Source organism: Candidatus Eisenbacteria bacterium, from assembly GCA_005893275.1.
Lineage (GTDB): Bacteria > Eisenbacteria > RBG-16-71-46 > SZUA-252 > SZUA-252 > WS-7.
The window spans coordinates 19,745-36,336 of the sequence record VBOW01000027.1 but is presented as its reverse complement, the minus strand read 5'-3'; the positions used below and the strand labels follow the sequence as shown (position 1 = coordinate 36,336).

At 66.8% G+C, this 16,592-nt stretch carries 18 protein-coding genes; 2 read left to right on the top strand and 16 right to left on the bottom strand.

The features are described 5' to 3' along the window. Positions 1-30 precede the first annotated feature (30 nt). From E6K76_06345 to E6K76_06285, 13 genes are all read right to left on the bottom strand, one after another. A complete protein-coding gene (locus E6K76_06345) occupies positions 31-588 on the bottom strand; it encodes a ribosome recycling factor (protein ID TMQ58966.1) in 558 nt (185 codons plus the stop codon). Position 589: 1 nt separating this feature from the next. After that, on the bottom strand, positions 590-1,309 hold the full coding sequence (locus tag E6K76_06340) for a UMP kinase (GenBank protein ID TMQ58965.1): 720 nt from the start codon (positions 1,307-1,309) through the stop codon (positions 590-592). A gap of 4 nt (positions 1,310-1,313) precedes the next feature. Next, positions 1,314-1,910, bottom strand: coding sequence for a translation elongation factor Ts (gene tsf / locus E6K76_06335; protein TMQ58964.1), 597 nt, complete (start codon positions 1,908-1,910; stop codon positions 1,314-1,316). Between the two features lie 54 nt (positions 1,911-1,964). Then, positions 1,965-2,726: a 30S ribosomal protein S2 gene (rpsB, locus tag E6K76_06330; GenBank protein ID TMQ58963.1), complete on the bottom strand. Its 762-nt coding sequence runs from the start codon at positions 2,724-2,726 to the stop codon at positions 1,965-1,967. Between the two features lie 135 nt (positions 2,727-2,861). Beyond that, positions 2,862-3,248, bottom strand: coding sequence for a 30S ribosomal protein S9 (rpsI, locus tag E6K76_06325; protein ID TMQ58962.1), 387 nt, complete (start codon positions 3,246-3,248; stop codon positions 2,862-2,864). Beyond that, entirely contained in the window at positions 3,241-3,711 is a 471-nt protein-coding gene (rplM, locus tag E6K76_06320; protein ID TMQ58961.1) for a 50S ribosomal protein L13, read from the bottom strand. The genes rpsI and rplM overlap by 8 nt, the downstream gene beginning before the upstream one ends. A gap of 42 nt (positions 3,712-3,753) precedes the next feature. Beyond that, a complete protein-coding gene (gene mtnA / locus E6K76_06315) occupies positions 3,754-4,872 on the bottom strand; it encodes an S-methyl-5-thioribose-1-phosphate isomerase (protein TMQ58960.1) in 1,119 nt (372 codons plus the stop codon). Further along, on the bottom strand, positions 4,872-5,504 hold the full coding sequence (gene maf / locus E6K76_06310; GenBank protein ID TMQ58959.1) for a septum formation protein Maf: 633 nt from the start codon (positions 5,502-5,504) through the stop codon (positions 4,872-4,874). The genes mtnA and maf overlap by 1 nt, the downstream gene beginning before the upstream one ends. Beyond that, a complete protein-coding gene (locus E6K76_06305; protein TMQ58958.1) occupies positions 5,504-5,956 on the bottom strand; it encodes a D-tyrosyl-tRNA(Tyr) deacylase in 453 nt (150 codons plus the stop codon). The genes maf and E6K76_06305 overlap by 1 nt, the downstream gene beginning before the upstream one ends. Beyond that, positions 5,953-8,160 carry a bifunctional (p)ppGpp synthetase/guanosine-3',5'-bis(diphosphate) 3'-pyrophosphohydrolase gene (locus E6K76_06300; protein ID TMQ58957.1) on the bottom strand — a complete coding sequence of 736 codons (2,208 nt, stop codon included), beginning with the start codon at positions 8,158-8,160 and terminating at the stop codon, positions 5,953-5,955. The genes E6K76_06305 and E6K76_06300 overlap by 4 nt, the downstream gene beginning before the upstream one ends. Before the next feature lie 2 nt (positions 8,161-8,162). Next, positions 8,163-9,893, bottom strand: coding sequence for a single-stranded-DNA-specific exonuclease RecJ (gene recJ, locus E6K76_06295; protein ID TMQ58956.1), 1,731 nt, complete (start codon positions 9,891-9,893; stop codon positions 8,163-8,165). Positions 9,894-10,008: 115 nt separating this feature from the next. Then, entirely contained in the window at positions 10,009-10,497 is a 489-nt protein-coding gene (locus E6K76_06290) for an adenosine monophosphate-protein transferase (GenBank protein TMQ58955.1), read from the bottom strand. 15 nt (positions 10,498-10,512) lie between these two features. Further along, positions 10,513-11,784, bottom strand: coding sequence for an SDR family oxidoreductase (locus tag E6K76_06285; GenBank protein TMQ58989.1), 1,272 nt, complete (start codon positions 11,782-11,784; stop codon positions 10,513-10,515). Here E6K76_06285 and glpX point away from each other — a divergent pair. Then, positions 11,683-12,639: a class II fructose-bisphosphatase gene (gene glpX / locus E6K76_06280; protein ID TMQ58954.1), complete on the top strand. Its 957-nt coding sequence runs from the start codon at positions 11,683-11,685 to the stop codon at positions 12,637-12,639. The two genes, E6K76_06285 and glpX, sit on opposite strands and share 102 nt — an antisense overlap. Beyond that, positions 12,620-13,414 (top strand): bacillithiol biosynthesis deacetylase BshB1, encoded by a 795-nt coding sequence (gene bshB1, locus E6K76_06275; protein TMQ58953.1) that lies wholly within the window; start codon positions 12,620-12,622, stop codon positions 13,412-13,414. Before glpX ends, bshB1 begins: the two co-directional genes overlap by 20 nt. On the opposite strand, the gene E6K76_06270 is transcribed toward bshB1, so the two are convergent. The 3 genes from E6K76_06270 to E6K76_06260 all read right to left on the bottom strand — a co-directional run bounded on the left by E6K76_06270 (position 13,411) and on the right by E6K76_06260 (position 16,543). Beyond that, on the bottom strand, positions 13,411-14,655 hold the full coding sequence (locus tag E6K76_06270; protein TMQ58952.1) for a DUF1028 domain-containing protein: 1,245 nt from the start codon (positions 14,653-14,655) through the stop codon (positions 13,411-13,413). The genes bshB1 and E6K76_06270 overlap by 4 nt on opposite strands. Continuing rightward, a complete protein-coding gene (locus E6K76_06265) occupies positions 14,655-15,593 on the bottom strand; it encodes a transketolase family protein (GenBank protein ID TMQ58988.1) in 939 nt (312 codons plus the stop codon). The genes E6K76_06270 and E6K76_06265 overlap by 1 nt, the downstream gene beginning before the upstream one ends. A 62-nt stretch (positions 15,594-15,655) precedes the next feature. Further along, positions 15,656-16,543 carry a transketolase gene (locus E6K76_06260; protein TMQ58987.1) on the bottom strand — a complete coding sequence of 296 codons (888 nt, stop codon included), beginning with the start codon at positions 16,541-16,543 and terminating at the stop codon, positions 15,656-15,658. Positions 16,544-16,592 lie beyond the last annotated feature (49 nt).

Genomic DNA, 16,592 nt, shown 5'->3' with positions numbered 1-16,592 from the left:
GTCGAGCCCGGCGCGGCGAGGATCCAGGGTTTAGACCTCCATGACTTCGGCCTGCTTCTTCCCGAACAGCTCATCCAGCGACGAGATATAGCGATCCGTCAGCTTCTGGACCTCGGCCTGAGCCTTCTTGGAATCATCTTCCGAAATTTTATGCTCCCTTTCCAGCTTTTTCAGTTCCTCATTCGACTCGCGCCGGATGGTCCGGACGCGGACCCGGCCGTCCTCGATGATTTTCCCCAAGACCTTCACCAGATCCTTCCGACGCTCTTCCGTGAGCGGCGGAAGCACGAGGCGCACCACCGAACCGTCGTCCGCGGGGTTCAAACCCAGGTCGGAGCGCTGGATCGCCTTCACGATCTCCGGCAGCACCGTCCGCTCCCAGGGCTGGATCACGATCATGCGCGGCTCCGGCACGCTCACGCTCGCCACCTGCTGCAGCGGAACCGGGCTGCCGTAGTACTCGACCTTGATCCCGTCGAGGAGCGCGGTCGTGGCCTTGTTCGTCCGGATCGTGGCGACTTCGTGCCGGATCGTCTCGACGGCTTTCTTCATGCGCTCTTCGGAGTTCCTGATGAGCTTCTGGTCCATCCTAGACCTCCACGAGTACCCGGGTCCCCACCGGCTCGCCGCGAAGCGCGCGCACCAGATTTCCCGGCACCGTGACGTTGAACACGACGATCGGAAGCCGGTTGTCCATGCCCATGGTGAAGGCGGTCATGTCCATCACTTTGAGCCTCCGGTCGATCACCTCGGGGTAGCTCAGCGAATCATATCGGACCGCGGCGGGGTTGTGCATCGGGTCCTCGGAAAACACCCCGTCCACTTTCGTCCCCTTGAGGAGAACGTCGGCGCCGATCTCCACGGCGCGAAGGACGGCCGCGGTGTCGGTGGTGAAATAGGGATGTCCCGTGCCTGCGGCGAGAAGAACGACTCGTCCCTTCTCGAGATGACGGACCGCGCGGCGGCGAATGTAGGGTTCGGCCAGGGTCCGCATCTCGATGGCGCTCAGCACGCGCGTGACGAGCCCCTGGCGCTCGAGGGAATCTTGGAGTGCGAGGGCGTTGATCACCGTCGCGAGCATGCCCATCGAATCAGCGGCCGCCCGGTCGACGCCGTCCGATGCGGCCGCGGTCCCCCGGATGATGTTTCCGCCGCCGATCACCAGTCCGAGCTCGACGCCGCCGGCGACGCCCTCGCGGATCTCCCCCGCCAGGCGCCCGAGCACCGCCGCATCGATCCCATGACCGGCGTCGCCGGCGAGAACCTCACCGCTCAACTTGAGAAGCACGCGGCGGCGGGAGGGCGCCACGGCGTCAGTTTTCTCCGATGCGGAACTTGGCGAAGCGGCGCACGACGATGTTTTCCCCGAGCTTCGAGATCGCCTGACCCACGAGATCCTTCACCTTGCTGTCCGGATCGCGGATATACGGCTGTTCCAAGAGGCAGATCTCTTCGTAATACTTCTCGATCTTCCCCTCGACGATCTTGGCCAGGATCGCCTGCGGCTTTCCGGTTGTCCGGGCTTGCTCGAGCAGGATGGCGCGCTCCCGCTCGATCAGCGAGGGGTCGACACTCTCCCGGTCCACGGCGCGTGCTCCGGTTGCCGCGACCTGCATCGCGAGATTCTTCGCCAGCTCGCGGAAGTCGTCCGTACGCGCCACGAAGTCCGTTTCGCAATCGAGTTCGAGGAGCACACCGAGCTGGTCCCCGGGGTGGATGTAGGCATAGACGAGTCCCTGCTTGGCGGCTCGGCCCGACTTCTCGGAGGCCCGCGAAAGACCCTGTTTGCGCAGGACGTCGATCGCCTTCTCGATGTCTCCGTTGGTTTCGGCGAGAGCCTTCTTGCATTCCATCATGCCCGCGCCCGTCCGCTCGCGCAGATCCTTCACGAGCGAGGCCGTGATCGTCATCGAGGACTCCTTCCTAGCGTTCGATCGGGTTTTGGTCCGGCAGGCCGAGTGGGATCAAGCGCTCGCGACGACGTCGGGTTGTGTCGGCGTGTCCGCCTCGTGCTCCGGCGTCACGACGTCGGCTCCCTCGCGAGCCTCCTGGCGGGCGCTCAGGATCGTATCGCTCACGAAACGGGCGAAGAGCCGTATCGAGCGAATGGCGTCGTCGTTCCCGGGCAGCGGATAATCCACGACATCCGGGTCGCAGTTCGTGTCGACGACCCCGATCACGGGAATGCCCAGGCGGTTTGTTTCCGCGACGGCGATCCGCTCCTTCTTGGTATCGATCACGAAGGTCGCGGCGGGCAGCTGGGACATTTCCTTGATGCCGGTGAAGATCTTGGCGAGACGGGTACGCTCTTTCTCGATCTGAGACTGTTCCTTCTTGGAGAGCTTCTCGAGAGTGCCGTCGGCGGCCATCTTCTCGATATCTTTGAAGCGGCGGATGTTCGACTTGATCGTCTTGAAGTTCGTCAGCATTCCGCCGAGCCAGCGCTCGTTCACGTAGGGCATGCCGCAGCGCTGGGCTTCGTCCTGGATCGCGTCTTTGGCCTGCTTCTTCGTGCCGACGAAGAGCACCGCACCGCCGCGACGCGATATCCCCTCCAACATGTCGCGAGCGTCGGTGAGCGCCTTGAGCGTTTTTTGGAGGTCGATGATGTAGATGCCATTGCGCTCGATGAAGATGAATTTCTTCATCTTGGGGTTCCATCGCCGGGTCTGATGCCCGAAATGGACACCCGCCTCGAGAAGCTCCTTCATTCCGATTTCAGCCAAGTGAAACCTCCGGTCTTGATCCGCCGCTCCTTCCACCCGCGAGGCCACCCCATGGGGAGACCGGCCCCTCGGTCCGGAGCGTGAGTAATGGCGGCCGCGCCGAAGCGCGGCTCGCCGGAACCTGACCTGCCGTCGTTACCGCTTCGAGAACTGGAACCGCTTGCGGGCCGCGGCCTGCCCGTATTTCTTCCGCTCTTTCATGCGAGCGTCGCGGGTGAGGAGTCCTTCTTTGCCCAGCAGTCCCCGAAGGGATGGATCGATTCGGAGCAACGCCCGCGCCGCGCCGAGGCAGATCGCTCCGGCTTGCCCGGACAGACCGCCGCCCCGGACGCTGGCGATGAGATCGAACTTGTCGGCGGCGTTGCTCGCGACGAGCGGTTGCAACGCGATCCGACTCAGCGCGAGGCGTGAGAAGTACTGATCGAGATCCCGTCCATTCACGATGCGCTTTCCCGTACCCTGGGTCAGCCGGATCCTGGCGATCGATGTCTTTCTGCGTCCCGTTCCCCTGAATTCACTCATCAGCGTTACCTGAACCTCCCTGGGCCTTGGAACCGGTGCCGGGGAGCGGCCGCGGCGCCTGCGCCGCATGGGGATGCTCCGGTCCCGCATAGATCTTGAGCTTCTTGATCATGGCGCGCCCCAGCTTGTTCTTCGGGAGCATCCCTTTCACCGCGAGCCGGATGATCTCCTCCGGCTTGTCGCCTTGCACGTCGCGGAAACGGGTCAGCTTGTGGCCGCCCGGATAGAGCGAGTGCCTGAAATAAATCTTCTCGTCCCGCTTGCGCCCGGTCACGCGCACCTTCTCCGCGTTGACCACGACCACGTGATCCCCGACGTCCAGGTGCGTGGAGTAGGTAGGCTTGCGCTTCCCCTTGAGCACGCTCGCGATCTCGCTCGCCAGCCTGCCCAGGATTTGCCCCTCGGCGTCGGCGACAAACCAGTCCTGCGCGATCTCCGAAGCACGTACCGAATGCGTGCCCATGAATCCAACCTCCTCGTATACGGATGACGCAAACGGTGAAGATTACCGGTACTTGGAACCCTTGTCAACGCCGGCCAGCAGGAAACGCGGGGCCCGGTGGACTCCCCGCTCCGTGACGATGGCGGTCACCAGGCGCGCGGGGGTCACGTCAAAGGCCGGATTGGATGCTCCAACACCCGAAGGGGCGGTCGGAATGCCCTGGTACGCAAGGACTTCAGAGGGGTCCCGCTCTTCGATGGGGATCCCCGCGCCGGAACGGCACTCTGGATCGCACGTGGAGCTTGGGGCGACCACGACGAACGGAATGCGCGCTTCGCGCGCCGCGAGGGCGAGCGGGTACGTGCCGACTTTGTTGGCCACGTCCCCGTTTCGCGCAATCCGGTCGGCGCCGACAACGACCGCCTCGATCGAGGCCCGGGCGAGCAGCGAGGCCGCCGCTCCATCCGCGACGACCGTGACCGCGACGCCTTCCCGCTGGAGCTCCCACGCCGTGAGCCGGGCGCCTTGCAGGACCGGGCGCGTCTCGGTCGCCCAGACCGAGATGAGGCGGCCGCTGCGGTGGAGCTCGAGCAGAACACCGAGCGCCGTCCCGCCGCCCCCGGTCGCGAGCCCTCCCGTATGGCAGTGTGTCAGAAAGCGCGTCTCGCTTCGGAAAAGGGAGGCGCCCCAGCGGGCCATCGCGCGCGAGGCGGCGCGATCCTCCTCCCAGATCGCGAGGGCTTCGGCGAGGATCGCCCGGGTCCACGTTTCCGCATCCACGATCTCCGCCGACACCCCGGCATCGGAGCGCGGGGAGGCCGCCTCTTCGGCGACGCGGAGCACGCGATCCACCGCCCAGCCAAGGTTCGCCGCGGTGGGACGGGCGACGCGGATCGACCGCGCGGCGGAGCGAAGCGTCTCGATCCCCGTCCGCGCGAGCAAGCCGACCGAACCCGGTCCCGCCTGTGCGCGGCCGCCCTCATCGCGCACGATCCGGCGGGCTTCGAGCCAAAGTCCCAAAGCGCCCGCAATGCCGATGGCGGGCGCCCCGCGCACGCGAAGGCGGGTGATCGCATCCACCATCCCGCGAGCGTCCGCGATCTCGATCCAACGCTCCTCCCGCGGGAGCAGGGTCTGGTCCAGGATCCACAACCGTTCGCCGTCGAGCCGGAAGGGCTCCATCAGGCGCGTTCCCGCTCCGGGGCCAGGAAGAGAAGCTTGAGCGCGTGCTTCAGGTGCGAGAGCGGAAGCCCGACCACGTTCGAGTAGGAACCCTCGATCGCTTCGACATAGAGCGCGCCGCGCCCCTGCACGGCGTAGGCGCCCGCCTTGTCGAGCGGCTCCCCGGTTGCGATGTAGCGCTCGATCTCGGCGTCGTCCAGATGCGAAAACTTGACGATGCTGCGCACCGCCTGCGTCACGGCTCGCCCGTCCACAGGGTGGACGAGCGAGAGCCCCGTCCAGACCTCGTGCACGCGCCCCGAGAGCCGGGCGAGCATGCGCGCCGCCTCATCGGATGCCCTGGGCTTCCCCAAGATGTCGCGATCGATCGTCACGACCGTATCGGCGCCGAGGAGGACCGTGGACGCGGGGTCGAGCCGTCCGGCCCCCGCTTCGAGCGCCGCCCGGGCCTTTGCCTCGGCGAGTCTCAGCACGTGGGCCTCGGCGCGCTCCTTCGGGAGCGGCGACTCGTCGACCGCCACGGGGAAGCAGTCGAACTGGGCGCCGACCATCGTGAGAAGCTCGCGCCGCCGCGCGGAACGCGACGCGAGGACGATCCTCGGACCGAAGGGATTGAGCAGATTGGTTCGCATTACGTTTCGGAGGGCGCGATCTCGAGCAGAAACGTCGCCGGGCCCTGATTGACAAGCTCCACTTCCATCGACGCGCCGAACCGGCCGCGCTCTGTCGGAATCTCGCGCGCCGCGAGCGCGAGGCAAAAGGATGAGAACGCGCGTTCCGCGGATTCCGGAGGGGCCGCGGCGTCGAAGCTCGGGCGCCGCCCGCGGGAGGTATCCGCGTAGAGGGTGAACTGCGGCACCACGAGGGCCGCCCCTCCGATTTCGCGGACCGACCGATTCATCTTGCCTTGGCTGTCCTCGAAAATGCGAAGCTCGGCGCAGCGCGCCGCAAGCTTCCCTTCGCTCCCCGGAATGTCCCGCGCGGAAACGCCGAGGAGGATCAGAAGCCCCCGGCCGATGCGCGCGATTTCGATTCCCTCGACGCGCACCGCCGCGCGGGTCACGCGTTGAAGCAGCGCCCTCACGAGGCGGCGTCCGCCTCGCCCCCCCGCGGAGGCTTCCCGAAGATTTCCTCGCGCTCCACGCCCTCCACCCCTTCGACGCGTTCCACCGCCCGCATGACGCTGCGGAGATGGCTCAGATCGCGTACCTCGACGACGAACGCCCCCTGGGCATTCCGATCGCGGGCTTTGATCCCCGCGGTACGGATGTTCGTGTTCGTCGTCGAGATCGCCTTCGCGATGTCCGCCAGGAGACTCTTCCGGTCGACTCCGAAGATCGAAAGCTTCACCACGAAGGAATCTTCCGGGGCGGCGTCCCACTCGACCAGAAGCCTCCGCTCCGGCACGACACGGTCGTCGAAGGTGTTGGGGCAATCGGTACGGTGGACCGTCACGCCGCGGCCCCGCGTCACGATGCCGACGACCGGATCCCCGGGCACCGGCTGGCAGCATTTGGCGTAATTGATCATGAGGTTGTCGACGCCTTGGATCCGAACGCCTCGACCCGGCCGCCGCGTGATCGCGCGAATCGTGTCCAGGGAGGCTTCCTTGATCCGCTGCACCGGGCCCACTCCCTGCGGGAACCAGCGCTGAATGACCTGGGAGATCGAGACGCTGCCGCGCCCAAGAGCCCCCATGAGCTGGTCCACGTCGGGGTAGCCGAGCGTCTGGGCGAGCCGCTCGAGCGGCGTCTCCGCGGGAGGGCTCAGCCTGCGCCGGCGCAGCTCACGCTCGAGCATCTCCTTGCCCAGCGCGACCGAATCCGCCTGTTCCGATGTCTTGAGCCAGTGGCGGATCTTGCTCCGCGCGTTCGGGCTCTTGACGAGCTTGAGCCAATCGCGATTCGGCTTGCCGAGCGGGGACGTGATGATCTGCACCGTGTCTCCGCTCCGAAGCTCGTAGCGCAGCGGGACGATGCGTCCGTTCACTTTGGAGCCGACGCAGCGATGCCCCACCTCGGTGTGAACCAGGTACGCGAAATCGAGCGGCGTCGCTCCCCGTGGCAGCCTCCTCAGGTCCCCGCGAGGCGTGAAGACAAAGACCTCGTCCTGGTAGAGCGAAGTCTTGAGGAAATCCATGAACTCCTCGGGATCGTTCGTCGTGGAATGCCACTCCACATTGCGCAGCACCGGTTGGAGCTTGGCCAGAAGCTCGTGGTCCGGCCCGCCCCCGCCTTCCTTGTACCGGTAGTGCGCGGCAACCCCCAGCTCGGCGGTCTGGTGCATCTCGGAGGTCCGGATCTGAAACTCGACCATGCTCCCGCCCGGCACCACCACCGTGGTGTGAAGCGATTGGTACATGTTGCTCTTCGGCGTGGCGATGTAGTCCTTGAAGCGCTCGTGGACCGGCGTGTAGAGATCGTGGATCAGGCCGAGCACGCGGTAGCAATCGACCTTATCGGGAGTGATCACTCGGATTCCGAGCAGATCGAAGATCTCCTCGAACTTCCGATTCTGCGCCTCCATCTTCCGATAGATCGAATCGAGGTGCTTCGGCCGGCCGATCACTTCGGCTTTGATTCCGAGCTCGGGCAGCCGCTCCACCAAGGGGCCCATGACCTCCTCGATCATCCGTTCCCGCTCCTCGCGTTTCAGCTGCACCCTCTGGCGCAGATCGTTGTAGGCGTCGGGATCCAGATACTTGAGGCAGAGATCCTCCATCTCCCACTTGATCCGCGCGATTCCGAGCCGGTGCGCCAGCGGGGCGTAGATCTCGCGGGTCTCCCGCGCGATCCGCGTGGCGCGGACGGGGTCCAGGGAATGGAGGGTGCGCATGTTGTGGAGTCGATCGGCGAGCTTGATCAGGATCACCCGGAGATCCTTCGCCATCGAGAGAAGCATTTTCCGGAAATTCTCGGCCTGCTCCCATTCGGGGCGGTCGAAGTGGAGCCCGCCGATCTTCGTGACGCCGTCGACGAGCAACGCGACCTCGGGGCCGAACGCCGCCTCGACTCTGGCGAGATCGACGTCGGTGTCCTCCACGACGTCGTGGAGGAGCGCGGAGACGAGGATCGTCTCGTCGGCGCGCGGTCCCAGGAGATCGGCGAGGACCAGCGCGACCGCCACGCAGTGGGTCACGTACGGCTCGCCGGTCAGGCGGAGCTGAGAGCCGTGCGCCTCCGCGGCGAAGTCGTACGCTCGCCGCAGTCGGTCGCGCCCGACCTGGATCTTCGACCGCTCGAGGGTTTGAAGGAGCGGTCCCAGTATGTCGGTGGGGACCGTGTCCATGGTCAGCGGATCTGAACGTCGCGCAGCTTGAGCTGAAACCGGGCGCGGTTCTGCCAGACGTTGATGGTGGGAACGAATGCGATGCAGATCCTTCCAGGCTCGGTCTGGATCGGGCCCGCGAGATGACCCATCCCGAATCCGATGCACTCGAGCTCGCGGCCGTTCTGGCGGACGCTGAGCTTGAGATGATTCCGGCTCACGACCGTGGGAGAGCCCGCGACCTGGATGTTCTCGGCGATGAAGAGCGGTTCGGTGTTTCCGATCCCGAACGGCGAGAGGCGGTCGAGAAAGCGCACCAGGTCCTCATTGCACTCCTCGAGCAGAAGGGGACCATCGATCGAAAGTTTCGGGACGTAGTCGTCCGCCGTGAGCCGGCCCGACGCGACGCTGCATAGGTGTTCGCGGAAGGAGTGGAGCTGGTCGGCGCGGATCGTGAGGCCCGCCGCGTAGCTATGCCCTCCGAAGCCGATCAGATGCTCGCGGCACTCCTGGAGCGCCTGGCACACGTCGAACCCGGGAATGCTTCTCCCCGAACCCTTTCCCTCGTCGTCGTCGGCCGCGATGAGGATGGTCGGCCGGTGATAGCGTTCCATGAGCCTCGAGGCCACGATCCCCAGCACGCCCGGATGCCATCGATCGGACCAGAGCACGATGGCCGGTGGAAGATCCGGCCCCAGCGCTTGGAGCTGATCGAGGGCCTCTTCGAGCGTGGACTCGTCGATTTTCTTCCGCATCGTGTTGTCTTCTTCCAGACTCTCGGCGATCGTCATCGCCTCGCCCGGCTCCGTGGAAAGTAGAAGTCGCACGCCGCTCTCCGCGTTTCCGAGCCGGCCCGCCGCGTTGATCCGCGGTGCAAGAATGTACGCGACGTGGCCGCTCTCGACCCGCTTCGAGCGCAGCCCCGCGACCTCCTTGAGCGCGATGATCCCGGGCTTGGTCGAATCACAGATGCGCTCGAGCCCGAGCTTCGCGAAAATCCGGTTCTCACCGCGGAGCGGCACGACGTCCGCGATCGTCCCGAGCGCGACCAGATCCAGGTGCTCGTATACGAAATCGTCCGCCAGCGAACCCGGCCGATACTGGGCCAGCCCCTGCACGAGCTTCAAGACCACCCCCACGCCCGCCAGCTCCTTGAACCGATACGGGCAATCGCGCCGCTTCGGGTTCAAGACGGCGTCGGCTTCGGGCAAGATCCCGAGCGGCTCGTGGTGATCCGTGACGATCACGTCGATCCCATGCTGCTTGGCGAGCTTCACCTCGGCCGTCGCCGTGATGCCGCAATCGGCGGTGATCACGAGCCGGATCCGGCGCTTCTTCGCCACCTCGACGCCCCGGAGCGAGAAGCCATAGCCGTCGCGAATCCGGTCCGGGATGAAGTACGACACCTTGCCCCCGAGTCTCGTCAGGGCCGACGTGAGCAGGCCGGTCGCGGTGATGCCGTCGACGTCGTAGTCCCCGTAGACGAGGATCGACTCCCGCTCGTCGATCGCCTTCCAGATCCGGGCGGCGGCCAGGTCCATGTCCCGCATCGTGAAGGCGTCCAGGAGCCTATCGATGCTCGGTTCAAGGAAATCCTGAACCTCGAGCGACGAAGAGAAACCTCGATTGGCAAGCAGGGTGGCGAAGGTGTGTGAAATTCCCAGTTGGACGGCAAGCTCCTGGGCTCGCTCCGGGGCGGCCGGACTCCGGAGCACCCAGGCCTTGGGCGTGGATGCGCGCAATGCGTGCCTCAGCTTCGGTCAGGGGACAACCTACGATTGCGTACCAGCCTAACATCTTGAAAAACCGCGGTCAACGTGGTTGCGCTGGGGGCGGATTCGGTCCCGGACGGGACGCCCCCAGGCGCCGTCAGGCGAGCTTGTAGCCGATCTTCCGCACGAAATCCCGCCGCGCGCGGGCCTCCTCGGGGCCTTCGATCGCCACGGGGCCGAGGCCGTCCATAACCCCTAGGATCGCGCCTGCCTCCCCCTCGCGCAGGACGGCGACTTTCACGGGGTTCGCGGTCGCGCAGTGGATCGCGCAGACTTCGACACAGGCGCGGATGTCCCTCAGGAGATTGATGGGGTACGCGCCTGCGAGGAAAATCAAGAAGGCGTGGCCGCATCCGAGGTTCATGAGCTCCCGCTCGGCGGCCCGCGTCAGCGCCTCGTCGTTCCCTTCCCTTCGTATGAGCCTCGGGCCCGACGCTTCCGAGAAAGCGATCCCGAATTTCGCGCCGGGGACCGAGTTGACGATCGCCTCGTAGAGGTCTTCGGCCGTCTTGATGAAGTGCGCGTGACCGAGGATCAGGTTCGCATCGGCGGGCGTGCGGATGGGTACCAGGGTCACTTCAGGCATGGCCAGACTCCTCCCTCAAAGCAGGAGCCCTCCCGAGAGGGTGAGGGCGGAACCGGTGATGTACCCGGAGTCCTCGGCGAGAAGGAAGAGCGCGGCGCGCGCGACCTCCTGAGGCGTGCCCAATCGGCGCGCGGGTATGCGCCGCGCAAGCACGGCCGAGCTTCGGGTAACGGTTCCCGTCCGGATCACCCCGGGCAGAATCGTGTTCACGGTGATCCCGTTCGCCGCTTCCTCGTGCGCCACGCTTCGCGCCAGCGTGAGGAGCGCGATTTTCGCGGCGCGGTAGCCGTGGGCGCGCGGCGCGGCTCGAGGGGCGTCTCCCCCGGCAACGCCGAAAAGCAGGATCCGCCCGTAGCGCCGCTTCCGCATCCCGGGGAGCGCTTCCTGGATCGCGTAGAGGGCGCTCGTCACGTTGGAGCGGACGAGCGCCTCCCAGCGCTCGCCGGTCAGCCGCGCGATCGGACCCTCCCAGAGATCGCCCACCGCATGAACCAGGAGATCAGGCCCGCCGATGCTCGAGGCGGCACGCCGAAACGCCGCGTGGACCCTTTCTTTCTTCTCGGCGTCCGATTGGAGCGTCAGGACCTGGAGCCCGCGGGCTCGGGCCACCGCGCGAAGCTCCGCGAGCGTCTCGCGGTTCCGCCCGGTGGCCAGGACCCGCGCTCCCTCCCGCGCGAGGGCAAGCGCGACGGCGCGGCCCAAACCGCCCGACCCTCCGAGGACGAGCGCGGACCGGCCGCTGAAGGATCCCGATGCGCCGGAGACGGTTGTGCGATTCACAGGGTGTGCTACTATAGTCCGCTCCGAACGTAAGTCAACCAAGCCGATGGGAGATTCATGAACGACCAGCGCTGGGAGGAAGTCCTGCGGCGCCTCGACAAACAATTCGGCGGCCTCGAGTTCGACGAGGTCGAGGACGAGGAAACGCACGCGGTTGTCGAATCGGTGATCTGGCAGAGCCCCATGGGCCGCATGAAGCTCGCGCGGACGACGCGCCCTCTCGTGGTGGACAAGAAACTCCACTACTCGAACCGAGCCGGAGGCGGATCGTACGTCGAATACGTCTATTCCGACACGGAAACAACGAGCCGGATCCGCCTCTACCGCTGGTCCGACATGATCAACGACTGGGAAGAAATCGACGCGAGCGCCTTCGGCGAAGCTCCGAGCCGCTGACGAAACACGATGGACCGAAATCTCGGCCTGGATTTGGTCCGCGTCACCGAGGCGGCCGCGCTCGCCTGCGCCCGCTGGATGGGCCGCGGAGATAAGAACGCGGCCGATCAGGCGGCGGTCACCGCGATGCGCCGGGTCTTCGACATCGTGGACATTCAGGGCACGGTCGTCATCGGCGAGGGGGAGCGGGACGAAGCGCCGATGCTCTACATCGGCGAGTCGGTCGGCTCGGGAAAAGGTCCCGAGGTCGACATTGCGCTCGATCCCTTGGAATGCACCAACTCGGTCGCGTACGGCCGGCCGAACGCCCTCTCGGTGATCGCCCTCGCCCAGCGCGGCCATCTCCTCCACGCCCCGGACACGTACATGGAGAAGATCGCCGTCGGCCCGAGGGCCGCCGCCGCGATCGACCTCAACCGGACGGTCGAAGAGAATCTGGAGGGCATCGCCGCCGCGAAGGGCTACGACCTCGAGGACCTGACCGTGGTTGTGCTCGATCGGCCGCGCCACGATGAGCTGATCCGGCGCATCCGGCGCACCGGCGCCCGCATCCACCTGATCCCGGACGGCGACGTCTCCGCCGCAATCGCGACCGCGATCGACTCCACCGGCGTGGACGTGCTGCTCGGGGTGGGCGGAGCGCCGGAAGGAGTGCTCGCCGCCGCCGCCCTGCGCTGCCTGGGCGGGGCGATCCAGGGCCGGCTCCATTTTCGAAACGCGGAGGAGCGCGCGCGCGCCAAAACGATGGGGATCGAGGATCCGGACCGCGTGTACACCGAAAGCGACCTCGCGCGAGGGAACCGGATCGTCTTCGCGACGACCGGCGTCACCGACGGCGACCTTCTGCCGGGCGTGCGTTTCCGGGCGGGGGGGGCCGAAACCCACTCCATGGTGATGCGGGTTCAGACCGGCACGATCCGCACGATCCGCACCCAACACGTCTTCGATCACGAGCCGAACGGCTAGCCCGCCGATTCCCTCCGTGACCCAGCCCGGGACCCCACCCCTCCAAATCCTGGCCATCGGGGCCCACCCCGACGACGTGGAAATCAGCTGCGGCGGCACCCTCGCGATCGCGGCCGGACAGGGTTACGCCGTCGGAATTCTCGATCTCACCCGGGGCGAGCTGTCCACGAACGGCACGGTCGAAGAGCGCGCGGCGGAGGCGGCCGAAGCGGCGCGCGTGCTCGGCGTGGCCGAACGGAAAAACGCCGAGCTTCCGGACGGAGGAATCGACTCGCGTGACCCCGAGCAAACGCGACGTGTGGCACGGATCCTCCGCGCCCTGCGTCCTTCCGTCCTGCTCACGCACGCGCCCCTCGATCATCACCCCGATCACGTCGAAGCGTCCCGACTCGTGGACCGCGCGTGGTACATGGCCGGGCTACGCAAGTTCGATGACAGGGGAGAGCCCCACCGCGCCGAGGCGCGCTATTACTTCGCGTCGCGCGTTGGCTTTGTCCCGACCTTCATCGTGGACATCTCCGCGGGATGGCACGGGAAGCGGCGCGCCATCCTGGCGCACCGGACCCAGGTCGAGATGGCGGATGCCGGAACGAGGCCGACGGCTTTGAACGAACCCGATTTCATCGGGCGGATCGAGGCGCGGGCCCGCCACTTCGGGGGGCAGATCGGCGTGCGTTACGGGGAGCCGTTTCGTTCGACCGAGCCGATCGGCTTCCGCACCCTCGATTCCCTGTTCCGGAGCCCCCGTCCGGCGCCGGGCTCCTTCACCGGCTAGCGCGCGCGCCCGCCGCCGGAATCGGGAGGGGACTTTCCCTCGAGCGCCGACCGCTCCCGCTCCCACCGCCTCAGCCGGTCCGTGTACCGCATGGCGCCTCCCGAGCGCTTGACCGCCCGCGTCATCGCTTCGATCGCCCGGTTCAAAGAACCCGATCGGTACTCCGTCTCTGCGAGAGTGTCGTACAGGTTGGGGTCATCGGGCCGGACGAGGACCGCCGCCTTCGCGAAACGCAGGGCATCCTCGAGGCCTCGGTCATGGGTCGCGAGGAACCACGCCAGCTCGTTCAGCGCGTCGGGGTTCTTGGGCGACCGGGCGACCGCGGCGCGGAAGCCCGCCTCGGCGCGGGAATACTCGCGCTCCGCCGAGATCGAATCCCCACGGCGCTTGGCCTCGTCGCCGAACCGCGCGTACGCGGCGGGCAGGAACGTGGCGGCGTGCGCGGCGTAAATCCGCTTGAGCTCCTGGACCGCATCCGGGGCGTCATCCACGCGGAGGTCGACCATGCGGTCCGACCATCCATTCGGGCCGCCTCCCTCGCGCACGATCAGCACCGCAGCCGATTCTCCGTCCTCGCGGAGAGGCGCGATCGATTCCGCCGCCTCGACGGCCGCGAGGAGCCGCTCGCCGAGCGTCCCGCCCGCGGTTTCGAAAGCGCGTCCCATGGTCATGAGCGCGCCGCCGTCGCGCAGTCCCACCCCCTGGCACACGTAGCCGCGGCCCGTCCGCTCCCCCGCCCAGGCGGGGCAGAGATCTCCGGTGAACGCGGCCGCGCCTCCGGAGCGATCCAGGAGCGCGGCCTGGCGCTCTCCCCGCCTGGCGTCGCCGGCCAGGAGGCTATCGAGGGCCGCCCGCGCCGTGAGACCGCCCGCCATCCGCTCGAGTGCGAGCGCCGCGCGGCGCGGATCGGGAAGCTCGAGCCCCACCCACACGCCCGCGCCGGCGCGCGCGCTGAGGGACCGCGCGCCGACCGAGATCCAGCGCGACACCACGGCGGCTCCCCATTCCTGTCTCAACGAGTCCAAGGCGAGGATCGCGAATGCGGCGGGGGCGGACACCGAGGAGCGTTCGCCCGCGTATCCAGGGGAGGACCCCGCGGGGACCGGACCGGCAGCCGAGAGCGGACCGGCGACCGCGAACGGACCGGCCGCCGCGGCTGGAAACGCGACCGCGACGGAAACGAGGAAGCAGCCCGCGCGGGCGATGAGCGGCCCCGGACAGAGCCGCCGCTCCCCGAGCATTACCGCGCGCGCTTGCGGGCGAGCGCCCGTTCGGCGGCGCGCACCACGTCCGGCGCCTTGATGCCGAACGCGGCCATCAGCTCTTCCTGCTTTCCCGATCGACCGAAGCGATCGTGGACGGCAACGAGCTCCATCGGGACCGGGTGCGATTGCACGACCGCCTCCGCAACGGCACCGCCCAGGCCTCCATGCACCTGGTGCTCCTCCGCGGTCACGATCGCGCCACATTCCCGCGCGGCACGGACGACCGCTTCGGCGTCGATTGGCTTGATGGTGTGCATGTTCAGCACGCGGGCGCGCACGCCGCGCGCTTCGAGCTCCTGGGCGGCCACGAGCGCCTCGTAGACCATGACCCCGCAGGCGATGATCGCGAGATCGCCGCCATCGCGCACCAAATTCGCTTTTCCGATCACGAACGGCGTTTCGGGCCCGGTCACGACCGGAACGGGCTCGCGGCCAAATCGGATGTAGTTGGGGTGCGGATCGTCCGCGGCGGCCACGGTCGCTTTGCGCGTCTCCCAGTAATCACACGGCACGATCATCTTCATGTTGGGAATCGAGCGGACGATCGCGATCTCCTCCATGGCCTGGTGCGTCGCCCCATCCGGCCCGACGCTGATGCCCCCGTGCGCGCCGCCGATTTTTACCGGAAGATCCGTATAGGCGACCGTCACGCGCATCTGGTCCGCGCTCCGGCAGGAGGCGAAGGCGCCGTACGTGGCGAGGAACGGAATCTTTCCCGCCGCGGCGAGCCCCGCCGCGACGCACATCATGTTCTGCTCCGCGACCCCGACTTGAATGAAGCGGTCTGGGAATTTCTCCGCGAAAAACGAGACATTCGTCGAGCCGGACAGATCGCCGACGAGCACGACCACGTCCTGACGTCTCTGCCCCAAGTCGAGGAGGCCGTGGCCGAACCCCTCCCGGGTCCGCTTCATCTCGGGCTTGCCGAGCGATGGAACGGAGGCGGGCGCCTGTGGAGCGGCCGGGGTCACGCCGGTCATACGCCCGGCCCCGGTCCTGGAGCCACTTCGGGCTTCGTGCAGCGTTCCAGCCGCGCCGTCCATGCATCAAGGCTCGTCCCCATCTCTCGCAGGGCCTGGTCCGCCTGCTCGCGATTCGGCGGAACGCCGTGCCACTTGTAGTCATCCTCCATGAACGACACGCCCTTTCCCATCACGGTGTGGGCGAGGATGAGGGAGGGCTTCCCTTTGGTCGCGCGGGCGATCTCGAACCCCTGAACGAGCGCCGCCACGTCATGGCCGTCCACTTCGATGACGTTCCAGTTGAATCCGCGCCATTTGTCCGCGAGCGGCGCGATTCCCATCACATCCTGAACGTCGCCGTCGATCTGCTTCCGGTTGTAGTCGATAATGCCGCAGATGTTGTCGAGCTTGTAGTGGGCCGCGAACATCGCGGCTTCCCAGATCTGCCCCTCCTGTTGTTCCCCGTCCCCCATCACGCAATAGACGCGCCGATCGATCCCATCCATTCGGGAGCCCAGCGCCATGCCGCTCGCCACGGACAGTCCCTGCCCCAGCGAGCCCGAGGAGACCTCGATCCCCGGTGTGTCGTGTTTGCTGGGATGACCCTGAAGGTGTCCTTTGAACTGGCGGAATTGGAGAAGGTCGACGAGCGGGAAATATCCGCGCTCCCCCATGAGCGAGTAGATCACCGGCGTGATATGCCCGATCGAGAAATGCCACATGTCCCGCGATGGATCATCGAGCCGGCCCGGATTCACGTTCATTTCGTGGAAGAATAGAACGGTTCCGAAATCGGCGGACGAGAGCGGCCCGCCGCTGTGTCCGGATTGGGAGCGAGCCAGGAGCGCGATGATGTCGCGCCGCACGAAGAGGGCGCGCTCCTTGAGCTCTTGCAACGTCATTTCCAGCCGCGGCATGAGACTCTCCGTAGGGTTACGGTGAGAGCGAGGC